The sequence below is a fragment of the Lactobacillus sp. UCMA15818 genome (genome assembly GCF_030400225.1).
In the GTDB taxonomy this organism is placed as follows: Bacteria; Bacillota; Bacilli; order Lactobacillales; family Lactobacillaceae; genus Liquorilactobacillus.
Genome location: NZ_VJYB01000015.1, coordinates 1 through 24382, shown reverse-complemented (window position 1 = coordinate 24382; position 24382 = coordinate 1). Strand labels below are relative to the sequence as shown.

Sequence of the window (24382 nt, the reverse complement as noted above, 5' to 3'; positions counted from 1 at the left end):
TACTCTCCTCTTACACCTTTGAATCTTTTTGCTCATTTTTTTGTCTGATAACAAAGTGCCGTTTTCTTACATTGCTTCTCTTAATAGTTGCCACAGCAATGTTTTCTTTTTTATTTTTCCGCTCATGCATTTCAAATTTTTTCTCAGAAATATATGGTTTCTTTTTGCGCTCTGCTTCTTTTGGCTTTTTGTTTACTGCCCTTGAATCGGAATCAATCTTTTTCTTTTTGTTATTTCGATTCTGTCGCTTTTTAGTATTCTTAGCAGGTTTAGCAACATCCAAATTATGCAATATAAAATATGCACAACCAAAATTACAGTATTCTAAAAGATAGTCTTGTAAATGATCTATGCTTTGTGAAGGAAAACCCTTTTTGCTATTTGTTGCATAAAAGCCATGGAGCCTTAATTGATCATATCCCCAGTCGCCTAAGATATAATCATATTTGGCAAGTATTTGGCTAAATCGTTCCTTAAGTTTTTCAACATCAAATCCCTCACGAAAATTTTTTTCAATCGCATAAGGATGACCATCAATTAATAATTGTGTCTCACTTTCCATTTGAACATCGCTAGCATATGCCTTAATGGTTTCGGCTTTCTTCGCTAACTGCGCTTCACGACGTTCTTTCTTCTCACTGTTCATACTTCACGCTCCTCAATCCTAAAATTATTATACAGGAAATTTTTCTCCAAAGTAATCCCCAACAATATCTCTCAGAAAACGATCACCCAAATAATCCACATGACCCGCAATTTCTAATGTTGGGAAGAAAGGACAATATACAAAATTATCCACCGTTGCTATTTCATAATCTGCACCTGGATCAATCATTCTTTCGTGAATTAGAGCATTCTTTGATAGAGAATCATATTTTATTCCATCATACACTATTTCCCCAAAGACTTTACCTCTGAAACCATTTCCCTTTACAATTGTATTTCGCAGATGATTTCGATTTTTTTCCATTTCCCTAATTAAGCGCCATAAATTATAGCCGTTTAATCTAACATTAATTACCCGCATTGGATGAGGCAAAATCCGATGTAGATCTTTTTTCGATATTATTCCTTGATGTAAGTCACCTAAAAAAAGACCACCATTCAAGATTGCAATTTTTGTTCCTGTAGCACCCTCGACAGCTTTTAGACTTGCCTGCATGAGTGGAGACCATTCTTTTTGAATTCCTAGGTAATCTTTTGGTAACAAGGCAACTTTTTTACTATCCAGCATTTTTTCACCCTTTTGCTGATAATTGTTAATTTCTCTTAAATCACCATTGAATTCTGGTAACTTTGCAACCTCAGTTACACTTGCACTGCTTTTAAGCAATTCATTATTATTGCATTCCAAGTCAACTCTTCCAACATATTGTCCCCATTTGCCAGCCGCACAAATTAGCGTCTTATTCACAACCTCGCCATTGACCAAAAGATGGTGGGTGTGGCTTCCCAAAATGATATTAATTTCTTTAAACCTTTTTGCCAGTGCTCGGTCAACATCAATTCCAAGATGTGAAAGCAAAATAATTACATCAGCTTTGTCCCTTAAATCTGCCAATAATTTTGGAAGGACACTTTCAACTTTTTCTGCATACCACCTATTCATCTCATATGTTGCTGGAAACGGTGCAGTGCACGCCAAAACACCAATTTTAGTACCAAATGAAGTCTCAAAAATTTTACTGGTCTTTACCCATGAAGGAAGACACCCACTATCTTGATTTTTTATATTGTCCAGGATAACCGGGAAGTTAGCATTTCGATATAAATTATCTAATTGTTCATGTGAATTACCAATTCCTTCATTATTTCCGATTGTAACAGCATCATAATTAATCGTGTTCATGAGTTCAACATTTGCTTTTCCATTAGTTGCTTCGGTCAAGGGATGTACGCGATCCATTGCATCTCCTAAGTCAAAAATTAAAACATGATTACCCTCAAGCTGTAAATTTTTCCTTTTTTCTATTAAATATCTTCTAATTTTAGGCCAATTTTCTAAATGTGAATGCACATCATTTGTGTGTAAAATTGTAATCTTTTCAGTCATAACAGCCTCCCTCAAATTATTTAAATATTTTCTTTCCGGTCTCTGATATCTACTCCATATTTTACAACTTATTTTGCATTAAAAAAACAATCTACCCATAGATTGTTTTTTTAATAATACATTATGATCTTTTTAATTATTCTCCAGTTCATAGACATCTTCGGCAATCATTAACTCTTCATTTGTCGGAATCGTCCACACCTCAACTGCAGAATCAGTACTACTTATCTTCTGTTCCACAGATATTGCAGCCTCGTTACACTGATTATCAAGTTTAATATCAAAAATACCTAATTGTTCGCAAATCATTCTGCGGATAAATGGTACATTTTCACCAATTCCACCTGTAAAAACAAGTGAATCGACTCTCCCCAACTCTGCAGCATAAGAACCAATATATTTAACAATTCGATTGATAAATACCTTAACCGCCAGATCAGCACGATGATTAGTATCTTTTTGCGCGAAGACCTCTCTCATATCTGAAGATATTCCGGAAATTCCTAAAATACCCGATTCTTTATTTAGAATATCAAGTACTCTCGTAGAACTAACTCCCAATTGATTCTCTAGGTATATCAATAAAGATGGATCAACATCGCCTGATCGAGTTTGCATCGTAATCCCTGAAACGGGAGAGAAGCCCATACTAGTATCTATTGACTTGCCATGCTTAACCGCACAAATCGAAGCACCTGATCCTAAATGCATTAAAATAGTATTTGTTTTAGCTTTCTGGTTTACATTATTTGTCAGTTCTAACAACTTATTAAACACAAACCGATAACTTATCCCATGGGCTCCAAATTTCTGTACATGATATTTCTTATAAAATTCATAAGGAATGCTGTATATGACATTTTCTTCCGGCATCGTTTGGTGGAATCCGGTATCAAAAACCGCCACACTGAGTGCTTCCGGGAGGACTTTTTTAAATGCTCTGATTGCCATAATATTAGCAGGATTATGCAAAGGAGCTAAAACTTTCAATTTCTCCATTTTGACTAAAACCTCAGCATTTACGGCCACAGACTTACTGAAAACAGTCCCTCCATTGACAAAACGATGTCCAACACCCTTAATTTCATCAAGTCGCTCGACAATTTGATATTCTTTAAGCAACTCAAGAAGTCTAGTAACTGCCTCTTGATGATTATCAGACTGAATTTGTTCAATTATTTTTTTTCCTGCAAATTCAGTAGTTTCTACTGCACTGTCAAGTCCTATCCGCTCAATCTGCCCTTGAGCAATTACTTTTGCACTAGGCATATTAAACAATTTCCACTTTAGGGTTGAACTACCTGCATTTACTGCTAATATTTTCATACTATTCTCTTTCTCCTAAAATAAACAATCTTATACATTTACTTATTTTTATTTATCCAGCTATCAACTTGTTGTAAAAATTTTGTAAATTCCTCTCTATCTTTGATAGCCGGAAAACCGCCTAAAAGAACCGGATTTGCCTGTTTTGCTCCATTTCCTCGTTTTTGTAGTAACAAAAGCGACTTCGCACTATCTTGTGTCGCAAATAAATCAGCTGGTAAATTCAATATTCCTTGAAAGTGTGCCTGCTTTTGAATTACTTCAAGCAAGCTTTTTGCTTCAACTGACTCAAATAACTTCTTAGGTACAAGAAACATCCCCCATCCGCCTGGAAGCAACTGCAGCATAGATTGTTCAATCAATAAATGATGCACAAAAGAATGTCCTTTCTTCGACTTGGTTTCAAAATTAACTACACGCTCGTCAATTGGATAATATCCTATTGGCAAATCACTTAAAACAATATCAACTTTCGGTGTTATCAAATTGTCAATCGCATCCTGATGATATAGCTGAGTCTCAATTTGTTGCATCTTGAAACTCATCCCAGCGACTGCCAGCATTGTATCATCATTATCAACACCAAACAATTCAATCTTTTTTATTTTACTTTGCTTCAAATGATTGGCTAAAGTACTCAATAAGTTCCCTGTGCCGACTGCAATGTCTAAAATCTTAATTTCTTCTCTTGAACCTAGTATCCGTTCAAGCAAATATGCAATTAACAATCCAATTGAATCGGGTGTCATTTGATGATTTGGTTGAATCTTGTCAACCTTCCCTGCATTAACTAATGCAAATTGAATAACTTGTCTCATTTCCTCTGACGAAAGACTGATGGTTAAGAATTCTGCATAAACAAGCTTCAGTTCTTTAATGCTTTTTTCTGTTGGTTTACCATCCTCAACCATTATTTTTCCCTTTTCGAGTAAATTGTCTCCCGTTTCAACTAGAGCATCCATATATGAAGAACCTAGATCTTCTTTTAACAAATTTATCGCTTTATTAAATAAATTATAGGCACTACTTATTTTCTTTAAATTCATTTTTCTCACTCCATTTATAATAACCTATACCAGTTTAACGAAAAAAAAAGATAATTTCAATCCACAAACTATCCTTACTCCTCTTGTTGATCAAACATAATTGTTATTTTCCCCCCAGATTTCAAATTTATTTTAAAACTATTTGAATCTTTTTTTACAGTACCATCATAAAATTCTATAACTTCATTGTTTGCTATATTATTAGTTTTTGCTATATTAACTAGAATTTCAGCTGTTTTAAAATCAATTGTTTTCTTTAAAGCTGATGAACGCACATAATAGTAATACATTTGTGCACTAAAAATCAATCCTATGATTAAAAGCAGAGTTAGCGCCGATAAAATAACATAGCCACTTGATTTCTTCAAAAATTTCAGTCTCCTTTTTTAATAGCCAAGACCAATTCCTTATAATATTCCCTGTCGTGAAACTTAACTCTGATTTTCAACATGTATTCTTCTTGATCATATGAAGCATTGAAAAAGCTGACATCATCCAAAAGTGGCTGATATCCACTTTCATCACCTGTCAGCTTGAGGACGCCATCTTTTAAGTACAGAAGATACTCCTTATTTGTTGATTCATTATATAATTTTGTGACATTACCACTCTGACTAACAAATTTCAATCTCATTGAATCATATGATAGTACATCCATTGCCTGCTCCCATTTAAAAAAAGCTTGCTCATTTGTTTCCTTACTTATTTTGTTGCTTGTACTCACTGCGAAACTAAATGTTATTAACATCATAATTGTCAACAGAAGTGCTAAAAGCGATTCCAACAATGTAAATCCATAATTATTTCTTCTCATTATTTCACCTGTAAATCTTATATTTATCAATTTTTTGCCTTTCAGTCATCGATAATTCATCATACCCTACAATCATCATCTTCTTACTGATATTTAGATTTTTGTCTATTTTTTTCAACTCACCTATTTGCTGTCTTTCATGTTCAATAAGTACACGCTGTTCATTAAAAAATAAGCTAATCAAACCACAAAATAAGACCATCTCAATTACAACTTCTGCAAGCAAATAACCGCTAGTTCTTCTCTTTTTTAATACGATAATCCCCCCATGCAAGTTGGAAAGTAATAATATATTTCAACTTAGTCACCTCAGAATTAAAAACAACTGTGTCTGCTTTTACTCGACCACTTGCTGAAATTTGAATATTTTGATACTTGTATAAATGCAATCCTTGCGGATAATAAAGATACTTTTTTTCTTGATTACTAATTACAAAAATCGCTTTATCGTTATAAAAGCATACATTTCCTTTTTGTCCGTTTTTGGGAACAATCGTAACTAATCTCATCCATGACTCATCAAACTTTTTCCAAAAAATTCCCTCAGCAATTTCGTTATACTTATTTTGAATAGGATGAATTGAAATTAACAGCATGAAAACTGAAATACTTAGAACTGCCATAACTTCTACTAACGTAAAGCCCTCTTTATTTTGTTTCTTCATCAGAATCAATGACAATTTTTTCAGCTTTTGCTTTTTCATATTGTTTCTTGTTTAAATAATTTTTTTCATATAATTGGTCAAGCGAAACTACTGAGTCACCAGTATCACTTTTGTATAAGTCAGCTTGCGTTTGAACAACTTCTGAAAATGCTTCGCCACCAATTCTTCGTGCACTATTTTTTTGTGCACCAATTTTTGGCATTATCAATAACAGTAAAATCCCGATGATAAAAATTACGACTGACATTTCAATTAACGTAAACCCAGATAATCTTTTTTCTTTTTTTATCATAGCTATGCGCCTCCTAAATTATTATAAATTGGTGTTAACATTTTTAAATACGTAATAACTATCAATATTGCAATGACAATGAATAAAATTGGTTGCACCATTTCTATCAGACGATTAATTTGAATTGTTAGTCTCTTATGAATCATTTCAGAGAAGAAAAAAAATTCTTCCCCAATTTGACTAAGTATCTTGCCTTTTTGTAAAAATAAACTAATTTCTGATGGTAAAAAATAATATTTAGCAATCATTTTATGAATGTCTTTTCCATCTTCTAAATTATTTCCTAACTCTGCACCAATTTCATATAAAAATGTATTTCTCTCGAATTTTTTCAAAAATGAATAAATCTCTTTAATATTCATTCCTTCTTTTAGCAAAATTGCTAGATTGAAAGTAATGTAATATGCATAGTACTCCTTAAATAAATTACCAATCACCGGTAACCTGCATAACCTCTGCTTTTTTCCCAGAGCAGTTAATCTGTTATATCTCCATGTTCCATAGAAAATACAGCTAAAACTTGTAATTATTGCAAGTATTCCCCATATACCGGCCTGATGATTTTCCGCAGTCTTTATTCCTAAATCTGACATTTGTGGCTGCCATAGAAAATGCATGCCAATACTCACTCCACCTAGCATTACTAACAACATAACTGGATATAATAGTACTCCTACTAATTTTCTTCTTTGTTCTTCTCTTTTTTCCCATAATGAACCAATTTGTTTTAAGCTCCTTGGAAGAAAACCAAATTTTTCTGCAATAAAAAGTTGGTTATATGTGTCTTGATTGACCAATCCTTCTAATCCTGAACAAAAAGTATTTCCCATTTCTATTTCTTTCTGGATTACTTTACAAATTTTGCTTTGTTTCGGAAAGAAAATCATTATATCATTAAGCGCCTGTTTCAATGAAAAACCAGAATAAATCAAGTCACCCAATGTTTTAAAAAATAAAGTTTGTTGTTTGACTGACCAACTAATTTTATTACCCTTCTTTAAATCTTTCAAAAATATCCTTTGTAATCCTTTTATTCTGCAGACACTCTTCAAGATTTTCACCCCATTCACATGATATTTTGGCATTAGCAGTTTCTATATCTACTAATTGTTTGTGTATTAGTTGTTCAAATAAAACTTTGCTTCTTCCTTTTTGGATAGTTGGGATCAATCTTTGATAGTTGATCAGTCTCAGTGTTTGTTTCAAATCTGCATTTTTAATTCCGAAAGATAACATTCTATTGATGACTCCTCTGGCATTCAAAGCATGTACAGTACTTAGAACCAGATGACCACTTAATGCTGCTTTTATAGTATTTTGGGCTGTTTCTTCATCGCGAATTTCTCCCACTATTAGTACATCAAAGCGATGTCTCAGTGTTGCCTTTATTAGTGCTGGATAATCCATCTGCGCCATATTATTGACCTGTAATTGAAGAAATTTTGGTTCAAAAATCTCAACTGGATCTTCAATTGTCATAACATGCTGACCAATTTTACGAGCAATCTGGTACATCGTTGACGTCTTCCCTGATCCGACCGGTCCAGAGAATAAAATCAATCCTTTATTTTGTGCTTTGCTCAAAATCAAATTCAACTGTTTTTCAAAAAAATACTCATTCAAATCACTTATCCTTTGGTATATTAGTCTAATAACAATTGCTTCTCGCCCTAAAAAATCACCAACACTTGCCATGCGACTATAAATGCCATCACGAATTGTCATCGCTCCTGTTTGTGGTCTTCTGTGTTCACTCAAAGACATACTAGACCGAAATTTAAGATTATTAATTATTTGCTGGCCTTTTTCAAAATCAATTACTTGATAAAACTGACTCTCTGCCATTATTGTTAATCTAATTTCGTATACATCACCATATGGATACAAAGAAATATCACTCGCATGCTTTTTAATTGCAGCTTCAAATATTTCTTGAATTATTTCATTCAAATTACTTCACCTCCCATGTATCTTAAGTACGCAAATAATCTCTTTCAATACAAAAAAGACTAACTCAAAAATTAAATTTTATTTTAATCATTCCGTACCAAACAAAAAGTTCTGATATTAATTGATTTTCATCAATTAACATCAGAACTAGTTTTAGAAATACAGATAATATTCGTAATTTTGTGTTAGCACTAGATTTTCCCAACTCTGTACTGTTTCCTTTTATATTATTAAAATTTAATTTGCGTTATTTATTAATTTGTTTTCTTGTTGGAATTGAAGGAATTGCTCCAAGTGTCTGAACTGTAATAGATGAAGCTTTGGTAGCATAGTTAATTGCCTCTTTTATATTTGTTAATTTATTTTCCAATTGAGAACATAACGCCCCAATAAATGTATCCCCAGCTGCAGTTGTATCAATTGCATTCACTCTTAACGCAGGAATAAGCCCTTCTTCTTGTTCCGTTAAATAATAAGCTCCCTGACTTCCAAGTGTGATAATGACATTTTCCACACCTTTTTCACGTAAAATTCTAGCAGCTGCTGCAGCTGTATTTTCATCTATAATTTTGATCCCAGTTAACATCTGTGCTTCAATTTCATTGGGTGTAATCAAATCTGTAATTTTCAATAAGTCATTTGTAATATTTTTAGCTGGTGCTGGATTCAAAATCGTTTTCACTTTATTCTCATGAGCAATTGTGAAAGCCTCTGCTATTCGATCAAGATTGACTTCGAATTGGGCAATTAAAAAATCAGCATTTTTGATACTATTTTGTGCTTTTATTACGTCTTCAGTAGTTATTTCAAGGTTAGTGCCACCGCTTATAATTATACTGTTCTGACCAGATTCTTGCAGTAAAATATATGCTTGACCCGTTTGTCCACCTTTTTTTATCGTTATTTCTGCCGTATCAATATTATTTTTCTTTAATATTCCAAGCATTTTCTCCCCATATGCGTCATCCCCGACTTTACCAATAAATGCCGTATCTGCACCGCTTCTCACTGCTGCAATCGCTTGATTAGCACCCTTTCCACCTCCTGCTGTTGTAAGAGACTTCATTTCCATTGTTTCCCCTGGTTTAGGTAACCGAACTATCTCCAAAATAACATCCATGTTAATACTTCCAAGAATTGTAATTTTCTTCATTATTTTGCACTCCTTTTTAAAATAAATTATATCATTTCTAAAAAAAATCTCCCGCTAGCCAACAGCTAACAAGAGACCCTAAATTCTATTTAATTAATAACTTAAGCTTCTGGAAATTCACCTGAATGATAAACATCTGAAACATCGTCTTCATTCTCAAGTCGGTCAATCAAGCGCTCCAACTGCTCAACCTTGTCTTCCGGAACAGGAACATAATTTTGCGGTACCATCGTTAGCTCTGTGGTATCCAATTCATACTTCTTTTGAAGTTCGTCTTTAACTTCTGCAAAATCTTTTACATCTGTATAAATCTCAAAAACATCATCTGAAGTTTGTAAATCTTCTCCACCCGCATTAATTACGTCTTCAAACATCTGATCTTCATCAACATCTAAATCCTCACGAGCAATAGCAATATAACCTCGACGATCAAACATAAAACTTACTGATCCAGATTCACCTAAATTTCCACCGTTTCTTGTAAAATCAGCACGAACTGCCGAAGCTGTTCTGTTACGATTATCAGTTAACGTATGAACCAAAATAGCAATTCCAGCTGGGCCGTATCCCTCATAGGTAATCTCTTCATAATTTGCACCATCTGCACCCGTCGATTTATCAATCGCACGCTTGATATTGTCTTTTGGCATATTTGCAGCGCGGGCCTTATCAACCATTAATCGTAACTGTGGATTAGAATCTGGGTCAGGACCACCACTCTTTGCCGCCATATAGATTTCTAGTGATAGCTTTTGAAAAACTTTTCCACGTTTAGCATCTTGGGCGTTTTTTCGACCTTGAATGTTATTCCATTTAGAATGTCCTGACATTTCTAATACCTCTTTCCAAAATTATTATAAAAGTAATAATACAATCGTGATAAAGCATATCAAAAAAAATTGATTAAAGCAAGAATTTTTGAATCATTTAATTTTCTCCTAAAAATATTGGAATAAGCTATCGACAGCGAAAACTTCTAAAAAATCCAAATCTTGTTACAATAAAACAACTGCCTCAAACACAAAAGCTGCATTCATTATTCGGTTTAAGCTTTCTTTATGAATTTAACACGATTAAGAGCATAAATAATTTTTATTGCCAAAGTTTTTTGCGCGTGCTATTCTTAATTTAATAAAAATAAAGTGAGGGATCTAATATTGAAAAATTAAGCCAATTTATTGAAGCTGCATGAAGACTATTTTCTTGTTAACTAAAGGGAGTAGTGTGCAGATTTTCTGGATTGGTGACGTTTTTTAGGGATCCTTTTTGTGTACCCTAAATATCCTTATCCCGAAAATAACTGCGAATATTTCTTGCTTTTAAAGCAAGTCGGGGTAAATAATATGTCAACAATTGAAATTAAAAATTTAACATTTGGGTTTGATGTTCAAACAACCAATTTATTTAAACATGCAGATTTAACTATTCAATCCGAGTGGAAACTTGGACTAATTGGTCGAAATGGACGGGGAAAAACCACTTTATTGAAATTATTAATGAAGGAATATCCTTATAGTGGCTCCATTGAGCATCAATTGGATTTTATTTATTTTCCTCAAACAGTAGCTGATAAAAAACAGCTCACTTATTATATCTTGCAAGAGTTATCTATATTTGAGCAATGGAAAATTGAGCGTGAGTTGACTCTTTTGAAAGTAGACACTGATATTTTATGGCGTCCTTACGCTAACCTTTCTGGTGGAGAACAGACAAAGGTCTTATTGGCATTGTTATTTGTAGATGATGTTCATTACCCCCTAATTGACGAACCTACCAATCATTTAGATCTGACTGCACGAAAACAGGTTGCCGAATATTTAAATGACAAAAAACAAGGCTTTATTGTTGTTAGTCACGATCGAAATTTTATCAATCAAGTAGTAAATCATGTTCTGTCTATTGAAAAAAGTCAACTAATGTTGTATCAAGGAGATTTCTCTGTTTATGAAGAACAAAAAAAGCGCCGCGATCAGTTTGAACAGGAACAAAATGTGAAATTAAAAAAGGAAATTGGACGACTAAAACATTCTGCTAAGGAAAAATCTGGCTGGTCATTATCCAGAGAAAGTGATAATCATGGAAATTCTCATATCAAAGGCAGCGGCGGAACAGGACACGATGGATTTACCAGTGCCAGAGCCAAAAGGTCCATGAAACGTTCAAAAGCTATCGTGAGACGGATAGGCGACCAAGTATCTGAGCAAAAAAAGTTTTTAAAAGATATTGAATACATTGATCCATTGAGTATGAATTATCAACCTACCTATCGCAAACAGCTGTTAACAGTAAAAAGACTTTCTTTGTTTTACGACGATAATCAACCGTTATTTGAACCACTTTCTTTTGAAATTCAAAAAGGTGAGCGAGTTGCAATTCAAGGAGCGAATGGTTCAGGAAAATCCTCCATTATTTATTACCTTCTAGATGTATTTCAAGGAGACTCCGCAGGAAAAGTGATAAAACCAAAAGAAATGACTATTAGCTATGTACGTCAAAACTATGAAGACAATCACGGAACCTTGGAAGAGTTTGCAAAACAACACCATTTATCTTATCAAGAATTACTGAATAATTTGTTCAAATTAGGCGTAGAACGCAAAGTGTTTCAAAATAGAATTGAAGACATGAGTATGGGACAAAGAAAACGTGTAGAACTAGCAAAATCACTCACAACACCTGCCGAATTATTTATTTGGGATGAACCACTTAATTATTTAGATGTTTTTAACCAAGAACAATTAGAAGAAGTTATTCAACAAATTCAACCAACAATGATAATCGTTGAACACGATTTGGTTTTTCTAGAGTCTGTCGCTACAAAAGTTATCAACATTGTAAAGGATAAAAGTAAATGAATTACAATACAAAAGTTAACCAAAAGTAATTTTTTTAACTACCAAGATATGTTTTCTTCATTCATAAGAGGACATACTTTTTTATTAATGAATTTCACATTAAATTAATTACCATAATACTTTGTTTGGATATTCGCTATCAATCTATCTCTTTACTTCTGAATCATATTGAGCAAAAAAAGTGCCTCACATTAGTTAGACTTCAATTTGTCTAACTAATGTGAGGCATTTAAAAATGTTTTATAGGACTTGGTCAAAAGTTAAATTTCCCCAACTTATTCACAAACGCTTAACAAAAGGTTCAATCAAACTACACGAGGAGCTGTCTTCAAAAAGTTAACTACTTAATCTTTTTCCAAAAAAGAGACCAACACACAAAAATCCAACAATGGCACCAACACCATCCAGCATAACATCTTGAAACAATGGTGTCCGTCCTCCCGTAATCATCTCATGGAACTCATCGAGTGCAGCATAGCCAACCGTAGAAAGAAATGCAATTCCAATTGTCAGCCAAATACTCTTTAAACGCTTTTTTAAACCAAGATAAAAGAATGTACCCATTAAAAAATAAAAGAAGAAATGAGCACCCTTTCTCAAAAAAAACTCTACAAATTTAAAATAGCCAACCTTGGCTATACTAATTTTTTCGGTAGCATAGTTGAATGAAATTCCGCTCAAATTATTCTTAAAGGGTTCTGCACGCAAATATTTCTCTAAAAATGGAACGGAGGTTTGCTGTTTATATGTCATGGAAGAACTAATAAATAGAATCAACATCACGAGCAATGCTAATAATAAGAATGTATTAGCACCTATTTTAAAATTATGTTTCAATCAATGTGCCCCCGAATTTTACTTAGTCGATGAGCGTTTAATGAGACCATATGGCAACTCAACAACTTTTTCTGTAACTTCTTCTTTGTTCATCAATTTTGTTAAAAATCTCATTGAAACAGCCCCTATATCATATAATGGTTGTGTTATTGACGATAATTTTGGACGAACAATTTCTGTTATCTTTGAATTATTACTTGTAATAACCTCAAATTCACCAGGAACATTGACTCCCGCATCCTGCGCACCGTTCATAACACCTGCCGCCAATTCATCATCCCCAACAAAAGCAGCAGTTGCTCCAGCAGAAATAATTGCCGGCCACAAAACTTCACCAGCTCGATAGCTATAATCCGTTTCAAAAACTAAGTCTTCATCAAAACTTATATTGTGCTTTGCGAGGGCATTCTTATACCCCTTTAAACGATATTTAGAGTTAATAGCTTCATCCAAGGGACCAGAAACAAATGCAATTTTCTTATTATTATGAGTAATTAAATCCGAAACAGCTTCTTCAACTGCCGCAACATAATCAATATGCACGCTGCCAATCTCATTTTTTGAATCGACAGAACCTGCCAAAATAATCGGTGTCTTGCTCCTATCAAACTGTGTTCTTAACTCATCACTGATCTTGTTGCCCATATAGATAATCCCATCAACTTGCTTTGCAAGCAGCGTATTCAGAACTTGAATTTCTTTTTGACTATTATTATCTGAGTTCGCAAGGATAATATTGTACTTGTACATTGTTGCAACATCATCAATTCCCCGTGCTAAAGAAGAAAAGTACACATTAGAAACATCCGGAATTATAACACCCACAGTTGTTGTTTTCTTACTTGCCAAACCTCTTGCCACGGCATTTGGCCGATAATCAAGTCGGTCAATTACTTCTAGAACTTTCTTCCGTGTTGCAGGTTTAACATTAGGATTTCCATTAACAACTCGTGAAACTGTTGCCATAGATACAGCAGCTTCGCGCGCTACATCATAAATTGTAATTGCTTGTTTGTCCATAACTAATTCTCCTTTTTAAAAATTCCCTTTTCAAATCATTTTCATAACACTCTATAATTTAGCAAAAAAAAAAAACTTTTGCAAGCGTTTCATAGTCTATTTTATTACCTTTTCATTACATTTTCAACTTATGAAAACTCTATTATTTTTATTTTCCCAATATGCTATAATAAATTTATTAAATTCTAAAGGAGCGATAAAATGTCACACATTGAATCTATTCAAAACTGGTTAGGGGAAAATAACTACCAATTAGGTTATATTAGTAATTTCAAAAATATTCAGTATTTGACAGGATTTGAAAGTGATCCTATTGAACGCGTCTTAGCATTACTCATTTTCCCAGATCAGGATCCATTCATCTTTGCACCAGCTTTAGAAGTAGAAGCAGTTAAGGACACGGGTTGGAAATATCCCGTTTATGGCTACTTAGATCATGAAGATCCTTACGAAATAATTAAAAACCAGATCTTGCATCGTGTTAATAGTCCCAAAAAATGGGCCATTGAAAAAGGAAATCTTGTTGTAAGTCGTTTTGAGACTATTAAGCAAAAATTTTCTGATGCAACTTTTACTGGTGATTTGACACCCTTCATTGAAAAACTACAACTCATTAAGACACCCGATGAAATCAAAAAGTTAGAAGTTGCCGGAAAATGGGCCGATTTCGCCTTTGAAACAGGCTTTAAAGCCCTTAGCACAGCAAAAACAGAACAAGATGTAGTTGCAGAAATTGAATACGCATTAAAGAAAAAGGGTATCATGCACACCAGTTTTGATACAATAATTCAAAGTGGAACAAATGCGGCAGAACCCCATGGTGTACCAAAAAAAGACTTTATCAAAGCTAACGAACTAGTTTTATTTGACCTTGGGGTCGTCTTTGATGGTTATATCTCTGATGCCAGTCGTACAGTTGCCTTTGGAGATACATTAAGTGATAAAGCACGTGATATTTATGCCGTCTGCTTAGATGCACAGTTGACAGCACAAGCTGCTGTCAAACCAGGGATGACTGCCGCTGAACTTGATAAGATTGCACGTGATATTATTGTAAAAGCAGGATATGGGGAATATTTCATTCATCGCCTTGGTCATGGCATGGGCCAAAGCGAACACGAATTTCCTTCAATCATGGAAGGAAACGAATTACAGCTTGAACCAGGTATGTGTTTCTCAATTGAACCCGGAATCTATATTCCAGGAGTAGCTGGTGTGAGAATTGAAGACTGTATCCATGTGACAGAAAGAGGAGCTGAACCGTTCACTCATACTTCCAAGGAACTTCAGTTTATTCCAAATAATTGATTTAAATTTTCTAAATATTATGTTCTCTTACTCAATAGATTGAATGAGAAAGCAATTTAAGTTGAACGTCGGACAACGAAGTTTGGATACATCAGTAAAAATTTAACTTATGCACATTTTTATATAGAATAAGAAATAGAGGGACTGAATCAAAATTTGACTTTTGATTAGCCCCCCTTTTATATTGTATATTTTCTTATTGTTCTTCTTTAGGATAAAAAACTTCAGTTGGGTGATCTTTTTCAAATTCTGCGGCATCTTTTGCTTCACCGAAAGCTGATCTACCATCAATCACGATATCATCTTCGACAACGTCATCATCTCTATTATCTTTTCCCTTATCAAATTGCTTCTTCAATTCTAAAGTTGCTTCCTTTAAGGAAGAAAGAGCCTGTCCCACATTATCACCATTTTTAAGGTCTTCAGCTGTGTCAGCAACCTTCTGTTTCAAACCACTCAGAGTGTCTTGAAAATCGTAGCCTTCATTTACATAGTCACGCGCATGGTTGTAATAACGTACTGCATTTTCACGTCCTTCATCAGCCATCTGTGCAATTTTTTCCTTTATTTGCTCTTGATGATCAGATAGTACCTTTTTTGTTATAAAATATGCTGCTGCACCAACTGCTAAAGTTGTAAAAACTGATAATTTTCTTCCCATCATTCTATCCTCCAGACAACTATTTATTCTTTTTTCTTAGATTATACAATTTTCTTGCTATTCCAAAGACAACTGAAGTTTTCCCAACATTCTTCGTCGATGTTGAGACTTTTGTAGCCAGTCCTCGACTTGCATTGTTCAAATCAGAGACACTCTCGCTCACATCTGCAACTGCTTGAAAAAGTGGATCGATTGTTTTTGACTTGTCCCCAATATCCGTAAGTAGTGTATTCGATTTCGCCAAAATAGACTCTGCCTCTTTTGAAAGACCATTAATATCTGTACGCATCGATTTTACACTTTCATTTACTTCATTCATGATTTTCCCGACCTTTGCTAGGACAATACATAAAAATATGACAAGCAATAAGAATGCAATTGCTGCAATCAATCCCGCAAGCTGTCCCAATGTTAATTCCATAGTTGTGCCTCCTCATTTTCTACTTGCTTATAGAATAGCATTGCAACCAAAAAACTGCAATTAAAAGAAAATTTAGCGCTATTCTTACCAATTTTTTGTTATTATAGAAGTATTAAAGGAGAACAGTTATATGCAATTATTTTATTTAAAGAGCTCTGACTCAGTTACAAGTGGTGTTTCAACCCAAGTTTCCAAACAAACAAACATCCTTACACATTTTATTATCAAAATTGATTGGGATAAAATTTTTAGCACCATGATTACTATTACACTCTCACTTATTCTTTTATCTATTTTTTTTCTTATTTTACATTGGCTTGGGAAAAAAATTATTAGCCATAGTTTTAAAAGAGCTAAAATAAATGAGCATCTCTCAACAAACCGGATAAGTACAATCTATACTTTATCTTTGAATATCTTCCATTATTGCATTCTTTTCTTTTATTTTTATGCTATTTTGTCCGTAATTGGTGTTCCAGTAGGCACATTAATTGCTGGAGCTGGAATCTTTAGTGTAGCTTTAGGCCTTGGTGCACAAGGATTTGTTAAGGATATTGTTACTGGCTTTTTCATCCTCCTAGAACAGCAATTTGATGTTGGGGATGAAGTTAAAATTGATACCATTAGTGGCACAATTCATGCAGTTGGGCTTAGAACAACTCAAATCATTGATTATGACGGTACCTTACACTTTATCCCAAACAGAAACATAACGGTTGTCAGCAACTTGTCACGCAATGATATGCGTGCTCTGATCGACATTTATTTTGATCCGTCATCTGATATTCAAAAGATGACTGCAATAATAAAAGATATAAATCAAAAACTGGCACCAAAATATGAGGAAATCACACAAGGGCCTACAATTCTCGGTACCGTTGCTAATGGTAATGGAATTCTATCTTTCCGTGTAATAGTTTATACCAAAAATGGTGCGCAATATGCCATACAAAGGGCCTTTTTAACTGAATATCTTGAGGTTCTAACTCAAAAGGGATTTAAAATAAATAATTCACCTATTAATCTAACTGCTGTATCTAAATAGTGAAATCTTGAAACATAATTTAAGAAAAAGAAAAATGAATATTTTGACTCATCGGACATATTTGTCCGGCTTGGAGCTGAAAAAAAGCTGAATCACGTTATACCTTTTTATGATTCAGTATGCTTTGATCCTGCCCCTTTTGAACTAATTGTTTCCATTCTGTCTTGTAAATAACCAGTCATTGCATCCACACCCTTTTTAATTGCTTCCTCTTTTGGTGCAAGATGCTCTGAATGTAGTGAATACGGACTGTCTACCCCTAACCAAAACATCGTTCCAGGTATCTTTGACAATAAAAAGCCAAAATCTTCTCCGGTCATTGCAGGTTCTGTTTTTTCAAACACAACATTTTTATTGTTAGACATATAACTAATGAACTCTTTTGTTGTTTTATAGTTATTCTCTACTGGATAATATCCGCCTTGATGCAAATCAAGTTCAACTTCACACTCGAATGATTCTGCAATCGACTTAGCAATTCTTCTAACCCTCTTTTGAATCAATAGATTCATTTCTTGTGTTAGTGCTCTGATTGTTCCATCTATTTGAGCTTTCCCAGCAATCACATTTCCAGTTGTACCTGCATTAAAATGACCCAGTGTTACAACACCTGATTGAATTGGATCAACATTTCGACTTACAATTGACTGAATCTGCGTTACAAAATAAGATCCAGCTACCACCATATCATTTGCGTTATGAGGAAAAGCTGCATGCCCACTTTTACCCGTAAAAGTTGCATGAATCTCACATGTTCCTGCAAATAAAGTTCCTTGTCGACATCCGATTACCCCTGCTTTTAATTCAGGATTATCATGGAAAGCATAGATTTCATCAGGCATCCACTGATCCAGTGCACCGCTTTCATACAATTGCTTGCCGCCACTAGCATTTTCTTCTGCAGGTTGAAAAATAAATGTCATATTTATATTGGGCTGTTTTTCTGCAAAAAAGCTCAATATTCCAAGAGCAACAGTCATATGGATATCGTGTCCACAGGCATGCATCCTCCCCTCGTTTATTGAGGAAAAGAGTAAGCCTGTCTCTTCAGTTACCGGCAAACCATCAATATCCGTACGATAACCAATTGTATGCGTGTTATCAATTCCTTTTAAATGGACGATAATTGCTGTCTTCCAAGTCTTATAATCCAGCCAGCCATCGTTCATACTTTTAATAATCGAAATTAATTTTTTGTGTGTTTCAAATTCTTCCATTCCAATTTCAGGAATTCTATGTAATTCACGTCTTATTCCAATTAGTTCTTTCTCAGTTAAAATCATCAGAATCATTCCTTTTATTCAATAATTGTACGCCATTAACACATTACGAACATGTAAAAAGAGCGAACAGTATAAGACAGTTGCTAAGAAAAACCACACAGCACTTCTTAACTTGCGGAACTTGTTTGCACATACTAACGAAGGGGCTTGAGTCAACACACCCCAGCCCCTTCTCCAATTACTTGGATTATTCTAAATATTACGTAAATCTTCCACCAAATCAGTTTTGCCATCTTTAATTTCTGAGACATTTTTAACCTTTTTAGCTGGCATTCCAACTACAACAGTCCCAGGTTCTACATCTCGAGTTACCACCGCACCAGCACCAACTACAGCACCTTTACCAACACGCACACCTTCCAAGACAACTGCATTAGCTCCAATAAGTACGTCATCTTCCACAATAACTGGTTGTGCTGAGGCAGGTTCAACCACGCCAGCTAACACCGTTCCTGCACCAATATGACAATTTTGACCGACCCATGCACGTCCACCTAAAACAGCACCCATGTCAATCATTGATCCAGCACCAATTTCAGCACCAATATTTATAACAGCACCCATCATAATAACAGCATTGTCACCAATTTCTACCTGATCACGAATAATCGCACCCGGTTCAATCCGTGCATTAAAGCGCTTCTTATCAATCATTGGTACCCCGGTATTTCTACCATCATTTTCTACACGATATTTGGTAATCTTTTCTTTATTATTATCCAAAAAAACTGATACATCTTTCCAGTCGCCAAAAAGAATACCCGTTCTATCTTCGAAGTATGAATCAAGTGTATCAGGTACTGTAATTTCACCTAATTTTCCTTTTACGTATACTTTTACAGGTGTTTTTTTCTTTGAATTTGCAATTGTTTTAATAATTTCTTCAGTGTTGAGCTTAGGCACAGCAATTCCTCCCTCATTCTTAAAAAATCAGTCTTGTATCGGACTTGATTCTTTTTCTGTGATTGTATAATGCTTATCAAAATCATGCGTCATATAGTTGACTGCCTTTAGAACTTCGCGTCTAGTAACAATTCCAGTAAAAATTCCATCATCATTGACAACAATTAAGAATGGATGATTTATCATCAGATGCAAAATTTCTTCCATATCATATGGCAACTTAATAGTTGGAAAATCTTTTTGCATTACCTCAGATACCTTCTTCCTGCCTAAACGAGTAGGATCAATTCCATTTAATCCAAGCATCGTCTCTGTCAACATAGGCAATGTCAATATTCCCTTAAAGTGCTGCTCCTTGTCAAGAACAGGGATTGATGAATATTTGACTTTGGTCAGGACAAGAAATGCATGATCCAAATGGTTATTTTCTTGTACATTTGCAACTATTTCTGCTGGAATCAAAAAACCATCTTGTTTAGAGATTAGCATTTGTTCCATCTGCTTAGTAATCACGACAAGTAACCTCCTCTAGCCAATATATCTATTTTAAGATATTTTAGACAAAAAGCCAACAAAAATCCTTTAAAATAAAGCAAAATATAATATTTACTTATATTTTTTTTATGCTACTATTAGAAAGTATTATTTGAAGGAGGTAATCATGGAATATTCTCTAACAATTCGGCTTTTTGCTGAATTTTTTGGAACTGCTATCATGGTAATTCTTGGTAATGGTTCAGTCGCTACAGTTGATCTCGAAAAGACCAAGGGTAGCCATAGTGGCTGGATTGTAATCGCTGTCGGATACGGCTTTGCGGTTATGATCCCAGCCCTCATGTTTGGTACTATTTCAGGTAATCATATCAATCCAGCATTTACAATTGGCCTTGCACTTTCTGGACTTTTTCCCTGGAATGATGTTTTACCATACATTACAGTTCAACTTTTAGGAGCAATTATTGGACAATTTATCGTTTATTTATGTTTCAAGCCACATTATGATTTGACCAAAAATACCACCCTTGTTCTTGGTACTTTTTCAACTTCAGATGCAACTTCAAGCAGATTCAACGGTTTTGTGAACGAATTTTTTGGGACTTTTATTCTTGTATTTGGAGCCCTAGGTATTACTAATTCACCAAGCTTTAGCCATGGTAATCAAATGTCTGGCTTTATTGGAATAGGACTTTTAGTTATGGTTATCGTTGCTTCTTTTGGTGGTCCTACAGGCCCAGCATTAAATCCAGCTCGTGATCTTGGGCCAAGAATTGTGCACCAAATTCTTCCCCTCAAGTACAAAGGACCTTCCAATTGGAAATACAGCTGGGTCCCAGTAGTCGCTCCAATTCTAGCAGGTATTTGTGCTGTTGCATTATACAAAATGATTTTTTTATAAGCCTTTAATAACTCAAATTCAATTAATCAAATAATACAAACAAATCTCACATGATGAATTGGTTCATACTTTGTGAGATTTTTAATATTGAAGTTAGTTTATTATTAAAACTACCGTTTCATTCAAATTATCCATAGTATTCCTTTATATCTTTGCTTCTTTTTTAATTCTCATCCAAATTATATATGAAATTATCCAAATTGTAGTTAAGATTATCCATAATCCGTACCCTAACCAATCAATATTTACTTCTTGGATTAATTTAATGACCCCATTTTTTAAACTAAAAGATTGTGCTGTTACTTGTAGTAATTCAAACATGCCTATCGTAAAAGCAGCTAATATTGAAATAGATGTGACAGTTAAATTGTACTTAATTTTTTTGAATGGTGTATCTAACGCCCATTTATATGCACTTGCCATCATAATCGAATCTGTTGTATCCATCAAACTCATTCCACTGGCAAAGATAATAGGTAAAGAAATTATTCCTAGATAAGATATATTCGATTTTGCCGCCGTAGCTGAAATCGCAATAACCGAAATCTCACTAGCTGTATCAAATCCAAGACCAAATAGCAACCCAACCAAATACATTTGCGACTGTTTGCTGACTACTCTAAAAATTGGAGCTACTATTCTAATTAGAATCCCGCGTGACAAAAGTAAATTATCCAACGAGTATTCATCATAATCATTTTTATTAGTTAATTTTAATGCTCTCCACAAATCAATAAAAATAATTAAATTAATAACAGCTATGCTTACTAAAAAAATACCAGAAACTGCAGACCCAATTGTCCCACCAATTGTCTCAAAAAGAGGTAACTTGATTTTGATCCATTTTAATGAAATGCAGACAGCAATCACCATCACAAAAACAATTGTAGAATGTCCTAATGAAAAGAAATATCCAACTCCCTCAGCTTTTGACTTCTGCTGAATCAATTTTCTAACAGTATTATCGATAGCGGCGATATGATCAGCATCAAAAGCATGCCTTAATCCGAATAAATAGGCGAGTAGGCCCAGACCCCAAAATTCGGGAAAATGTCTTGCCCCACAACTCAACAATACAATGCCAATTATGTGACTGAGCAGGACAGCTTCATAATATGGGAATACTTTTTTAACTGACTGACTTAGCAAGATACTCCTCCTAAAATTTCTTTAATTTACCAGTTTACTTTTTTCTCCAGAAGACAACTCATCGTTCATTCTCCCTGACTTAAACCCCTCTAAATCAAGTGTGATATATTCAAAACCATATAATTTTAACTGTCTGTTTATTTCTTTCATACTATTTATTAACGATACTGTTTCTCTAATAGGTACTTCGATTCTAGCTGTATTACCCTGTACACGAACTCTAACCGTTTTATATCCCAGTACTTTTAAATATGCTTCGGATTTCATCACACGATTAATCAGTTCATTAGTTAATTCTGTATTATACGGGAATCTTGAGGATACAGAACAACTAGCAACTTTATTCCAATTTTCAAGGCCTCGCCTCTCAGCAAGCTTCCTAACCTCAACTTTATATATTTGAGCCAATTGTAATATTGAAACTATCCCCTCCTCGTCACGTGCCTTTAGACCTGGTCTGAAGTCATTGTTATCATCCATTATCATTCCATCTAAAACAATGTCTGCACTAAATTTTTCTTTTAACTCATTCATCTTTTTATAAAAAATCTTCTTCATCCAATACCAAGATGATGGCCGATTATTACGAATTTCCTCATTAAATAAATAGTTCAGCTTAACCTCCGCAACTTCTATTCCAGCCTTTTTTGCCAATTTAACAGCACTATTAAATTCAGTATCTGTAAATAATTCTGAATTTGCTACAGCAGCAATGACATTTTCTTTTCCTAATACCTTAACAGCCGTATCTAAAACAAGCGTTGAGTCAATTCCACCTGAAAAAGCAATGATAACTTTGCCATACTTTCCCATTAAACTATTCAATTTATTTTCTTTTCTTATTATATTTTCCATTTTTTTCACCTTTCTTTTTTATATGCCCAAATAATATTTGGCAAATAATGCTGCTGCAATTGCACCAATAAACGGTGCAATTCCAGGTACTAAAATACCATATTGCCAATCACTATCAGCTTTATTTTTAATAGGTAACACTGCATGTGCAATTCTTGGCCCCATATCTCTTGCTAAATTCATCGCAAAACCAGTAGGTCCACCCATACCCATACCTATCGCCCATACAAGTAACCCAACACCAATTGGAACAATTCCTGGTGTTTTATATTGCGAAATAGCTAAAATTGATGTTAAAAAAACAAATGTTGCAAAAAATTCAACAAAAAAGTTTCTTGGTAGATTCCTTATAGCTGGAGCAGTGGAAAAAATATTACGAATAGTCGCATTATCAATCTTTCCATACGAATGTTTAAAGGAATCAGCATACATAATATATACAATTAGCGATCCAATGACTCCTCCCATTACTTGAACAATTGCAGTAAAAAAGAAAACTATCCATGTCATATTGCCTAATAAAACTTGTGTAAGTGCCATCGCAGGATTAATCGTAACATTACCAAAAATAAACAATGAAACACTAATGCCAAATGCCCATGTTGTGATCGCAAACAGGTGTCCAGAACCATGATATTTTGTATCATTTAAGACTGTATCTGCGTGAACACCTACCCCAAAAATAATCATTAATGCTGTACCCATAAATTCTGCTAACAACTGATGAATCATTTTTACACCTCTAAATTTTTATAGTATTCTCTCTTTGCTTCTTCCATAACAATACTTATTGACAAATTTTTTTCTTCAGCAATCTTTTCTGCACTTGTATATTCAACAGATATTTTTTTTAAATTTCCATATATTCCAATCTTAATTTTCACCTGTCCGTATTTTGTCTTGACTACTTCAAATTTGCGTTGCATTATTTTGCGCTGCATTACATTCCAACGAACTCCAAAAGTTGAACTATTTTTTATAATTATTAAAATAATATCTTCTAGTGCACTTTCTTTAGCAAGAACCGTTAATTGATACGCCGGCCTATTCTTTTTTGAAAAAATCGGTGTAAAAAATGTATCGTATACACCAAAATCAAATAATTTTTTCATGGTAAAAGATAATTGTTCCCCCGACTGATCATCAATATTTGCATGCACTTCAATAACACTATCGCTTTCGGTATTTACTCTTTTTTTACTTTGTTCAGATTCTAATAGTAGTCCCCGCAATGCATTCAAGCTACCAGTTTCTCGTGTCCCAAAGCCATATCCGACTTGTTCAACTATCAAATTATCTGGTATTCCTCCAAACTCTTTTGTGATACACTTTACGATTCCAAAACCAGTT

Annotated in this window: 28 protein-coding genes; 4 read left to right on the top strand and 24 right to left on the bottom strand. The window is 34.1% G+C overall.

Translation table 11 applies throughout. The features are described 5' to 3' along the window. Positions 1-10: 10 nt before the first annotated feature. From FFX44_RS11225 to FFX44_RS11165, 13 genes are all read right to left on the bottom strand, one after another. Positions 11-646 carry a YutD family protein gene (locus tag FFX44_RS11225; protein ID WP_289981025.1) on the bottom strand — a complete coding sequence of 212 codons (636 nt, stop codon included), beginning with the start codon at positions 644-646 and terminating at the stop codon, positions 11-13. A 27-nt stretch (positions 647-673) separates the two neighbouring features. Beyond that, a complete protein-coding gene (locus FFX44_RS11220) occupies positions 674-2053 on the bottom strand; it encodes a bifunctional metallophosphatase/5'-nucleotidase (RefSeq protein ID WP_289981022.1) in 1380 nt (459 codons plus the stop codon). Positions 2054-2185: 132 nt separating this feature from the next. Further along, positions 2186-3379, bottom strand: a complete 1194-nt coding sequence (locus FFX44_RS11215) for an acetate kinase (RefSeq protein WP_289981018.1) — start codon at positions 3377-3379, stop codon at positions 2186-2188. A gap of 38 nt (positions 3380-3417) precedes the next feature. Further along, complete coding sequence (locus FFX44_RS11210; protein ID WP_289981015.1) at positions 3418-4425, bottom strand: class I SAM-dependent methyltransferase; 1008 nt, start codon at positions 4423-4425, stop codon at positions 3418-3420. 74 nt (positions 4426-4499) lie between these two features. Further along, a complete protein-coding gene (locus FFX44_RS11205) occupies positions 4500-4793 on the bottom strand; it encodes a hypothetical protein (RefSeq protein ID WP_289981014.1) in 294 nt (97 codons plus the stop codon). A gap of 5 nt (positions 4794-4798) precedes the next feature. Beyond that, positions 4799-5239: a competence type IV pilus minor pilin ComGF gene (locus FFX44_RS11200; RefSeq protein WP_289981012.1), complete on the bottom strand. Its 441-nt coding sequence runs from the start codon at positions 5237-5239 to the stop codon at positions 4799-4801. 4 nt (positions 5240-5243) lie between these two features. Further along, the gene (locus FFX44_RS11195) at positions 5244-5465 is read right to left on the bottom strand and encodes a hypothetical protein (RefSeq protein ID WP_289981009.1); all 222 of its coding nucleotides are present in this window, start codon (positions 5463-5465) and stop codon (positions 5244-5246) included. A 7-nt stretch (positions 5466-5472) separates the two neighbouring features. Continuing rightward, on the bottom strand, positions 5473-5943 hold the full coding sequence (locus tag FFX44_RS11190; protein ID WP_289981008.1) for a prepilin-type N-terminal cleavage/methylation domain-containing protein: 471 nt from the start codon (positions 5941-5943) through the stop codon (positions 5473-5475). Then, entirely contained in the window at positions 5888-6196 is a 309-nt protein-coding gene (gene comGC / locus FFX44_RS11185) for a competence type IV pilus major pilin ComGC (protein ID WP_289981006.1), read from the bottom strand. The genes FFX44_RS11190 and comGC overlap by 56 nt, the downstream gene beginning before the upstream one ends. Before the next feature lie 2 nt (positions 6197-6198). Continuing rightward, positions 6199-7206, bottom strand: a complete 1008-nt coding sequence (locus tag FFX44_RS11180; protein WP_289981003.1) for a type II secretion system F family protein — start codon at positions 7204-7206, stop codon at positions 6199-6201. Further along, a complete protein-coding gene (comGA, locus tag FFX44_RS11175) occupies positions 7184-8146 on the bottom strand; it encodes a competence type IV pilus ATPase ComGA (RefSeq protein WP_289981000.1) in 963 nt (320 codons plus the stop codon). The genes FFX44_RS11180 and comGA overlap by 23 nt, the downstream gene beginning before the upstream one ends. A gap of 247 nt (positions 8147-8393) precedes the next feature. Then, positions 8394-9302, bottom strand: coding sequence for a ribokinase (rbsK, locus tag FFX44_RS11170; protein WP_289981060.1), 909 nt, complete (start codon positions 9300-9302; stop codon positions 8394-8396). Between the two features lie 98 nt (positions 9303-9400). Next, positions 9401-10129, bottom strand: a complete 729-nt coding sequence (locus FFX44_RS11165) for a YebC/PmpR family DNA-binding transcriptional regulator (RefSeq protein WP_289980997.1) — start codon at positions 10127-10129, stop codon at positions 9401-9403. Between the two features lie 513 nt (positions 10130-10642). Here FFX44_RS11165 and abc-f point away from each other — a divergent pair. Then, complete coding sequence (gene abc-f, locus FFX44_RS11160; protein WP_289980993.1) at positions 10643-12154, top strand: ribosomal protection-like ABC-F family protein; 1512 nt, start codon at positions 10643-10645, stop codon at positions 12152-12154. 336 nt (positions 12155-12490) lie between these two features. Here abc-f and FFX44_RS11155 read toward each other — a convergent pair whose 3' ends face one another. Continuing rightward, the gene (locus FFX44_RS11155) at positions 12491-12991 is read right to left on the bottom strand and encodes a VanZ family protein (RefSeq protein WP_289980990.1); all 501 of its coding nucleotides are present in this window, start codon (positions 12989-12991) and stop codon (positions 12491-12493) included. Positions 12992-13009: 18 nt separating this feature from the next. Beyond that, entirely contained in the window at positions 13010-14011 is a 1002-nt protein-coding gene (gene ccpA, locus FFX44_RS11150) for a catabolite control protein A (protein WP_289980988.1), read from the bottom strand. A gap of 201 nt (positions 14012-14212) precedes the next feature. On the opposite strand from ccpA, the gene FFX44_RS11145 reads away from it, so the two are divergent. Next, complete coding sequence (locus FFX44_RS11145) at positions 14213-15319, top strand: Xaa-Pro peptidase family protein (RefSeq protein WP_289980987.1); 1107 nt, start codon at positions 14213-14215, stop codon at positions 15317-15319. A 196-nt stretch (positions 15320-15515) separates the two neighbouring features. Here the strand turns inward: FFX44_RS11145 and FFX44_RS11140 are convergent, their stop codons facing one another. Together FFX44_RS11140 and FFX44_RS11135 are read right to left on the bottom strand one after the other, a co-directional pair. After that, the gene (locus FFX44_RS11140) at positions 15516-15983 is read right to left on the bottom strand and encodes a hypothetical protein (protein ID WP_289980985.1); all 468 of its coding nucleotides are present in this window, start codon (positions 15981-15983) and stop codon (positions 15516-15518) included. Between the two features lie 16 nt (positions 15984-15999). After that, entirely contained in the window at positions 16000-16401 is a 402-nt protein-coding gene (locus tag FFX44_RS11135; RefSeq protein ID WP_289980983.1) for a DUF948 domain-containing protein, read from the bottom strand. A 130-nt stretch (positions 16402-16531) separates the two neighbouring features. On the opposite strand from FFX44_RS11135, the gene FFX44_RS11130 reads away from it, so the two are divergent. Continuing rightward, complete coding sequence (locus FFX44_RS11130) at positions 16532-17446, top strand: mechanosensitive ion channel family protein (RefSeq protein ID WP_289980981.1); 915 nt, start codon at positions 16532-16534, stop codon at positions 17444-17446. Positions 17447-17553: 107 nt separating this feature from the next. Here the strand turns inward: FFX44_RS11130 and FFX44_RS11125 are convergent, their stop codons facing one another. The 3 genes from FFX44_RS11125 to cbpB all read right to left on the bottom strand — a co-directional run bounded on the left by FFX44_RS11125 (position 17554) and on the right by cbpB (position 20145). Beyond that, positions 17554-18729 carry an N-acetyldiaminopimelate deacetylase gene (locus FFX44_RS11125; protein WP_289980979.1) on the bottom strand — a complete coding sequence of 392 codons (1176 nt, stop codon included), beginning with the start codon at positions 18727-18729 and terminating at the stop codon, positions 17554-17556. A gap of 192 nt (positions 18730-18921) precedes the next feature. Continuing rightward, complete coding sequence (gene dapD / locus FFX44_RS11120; protein WP_289980977.1) at positions 18922-19632, bottom strand: 2,3,4,5-tetrahydropyridine-2,6-dicarboxylate N-acetyltransferase; 711 nt, start codon at positions 19630-19632, stop codon at positions 18922-18924. A 27-nt stretch (positions 19633-19659) separates the two neighbouring features. After that, complete coding sequence (gene cbpB / locus FFX44_RS11115; protein ID WP_289980975.1) at positions 19660-20145, bottom strand: cyclic-di-AMP-binding protein CbpB; 486 nt, start codon at positions 20143-20145, stop codon at positions 19660-19662. 148 nt (positions 20146-20293) lie between these two features. Between cbpB and FFX44_RS11110 the strand changes: the two genes are divergently transcribed. Further along, positions 20294-21028: an MIP/aquaporin family protein gene (locus FFX44_RS11110; RefSeq protein WP_289980972.1), complete on the top strand. Its 735-nt coding sequence runs from the start codon at positions 20294-20296 to the stop codon at positions 21026-21028. A gap of 144 nt (positions 21029-21172) precedes the next feature. Here FFX44_RS11110 and FFX44_RS11105 read toward each other — a convergent pair whose 3' ends face one another. The 4 genes from FFX44_RS11105 to larC form a co-directional block, all read right to left on the bottom strand. After that, positions 21173-22177 (bottom strand): HoxN/HupN/NixA family nickel/cobalt transporter, encoded by a 1005-nt coding sequence (locus FFX44_RS11105; RefSeq protein ID WP_289980971.1) that lies wholly within the window; start codon positions 22175-22177, stop codon positions 21173-21175. Positions 22178-22198: 21 nt separating this feature from the next. Continuing rightward, positions 22199-23032 carry an ATP-dependent sacrificial sulfur transferase LarE gene (gene larE, locus FFX44_RS11100; protein WP_289980970.1) on the bottom strand — a complete coding sequence of 278 codons (834 nt, stop codon included), beginning with the start codon at positions 23030-23032 and terminating at the stop codon, positions 22199-22201. An 18-nt stretch (positions 23033-23050) separates the two neighbouring features. Further along, positions 23051-23764 carry a D/L-lactic acid transporter LarD gene (gene larD, locus FFX44_RS11095; RefSeq protein WP_289980969.1) on the bottom strand — a complete coding sequence of 238 codons (714 nt, stop codon included), beginning with the start codon at positions 23762-23764 and terminating at the stop codon, positions 23051-23053. Positions 23765-23766: 2 nt separating this feature from the next. Beyond that, positions 23767-24382, bottom strand: a 616-nt coding sequence (gene larC / locus FFX44_RS11090; RefSeq protein ID WP_289980967.1) for a nickel insertion protein, incomplete at its 5' end; no start/stop codon positions are given.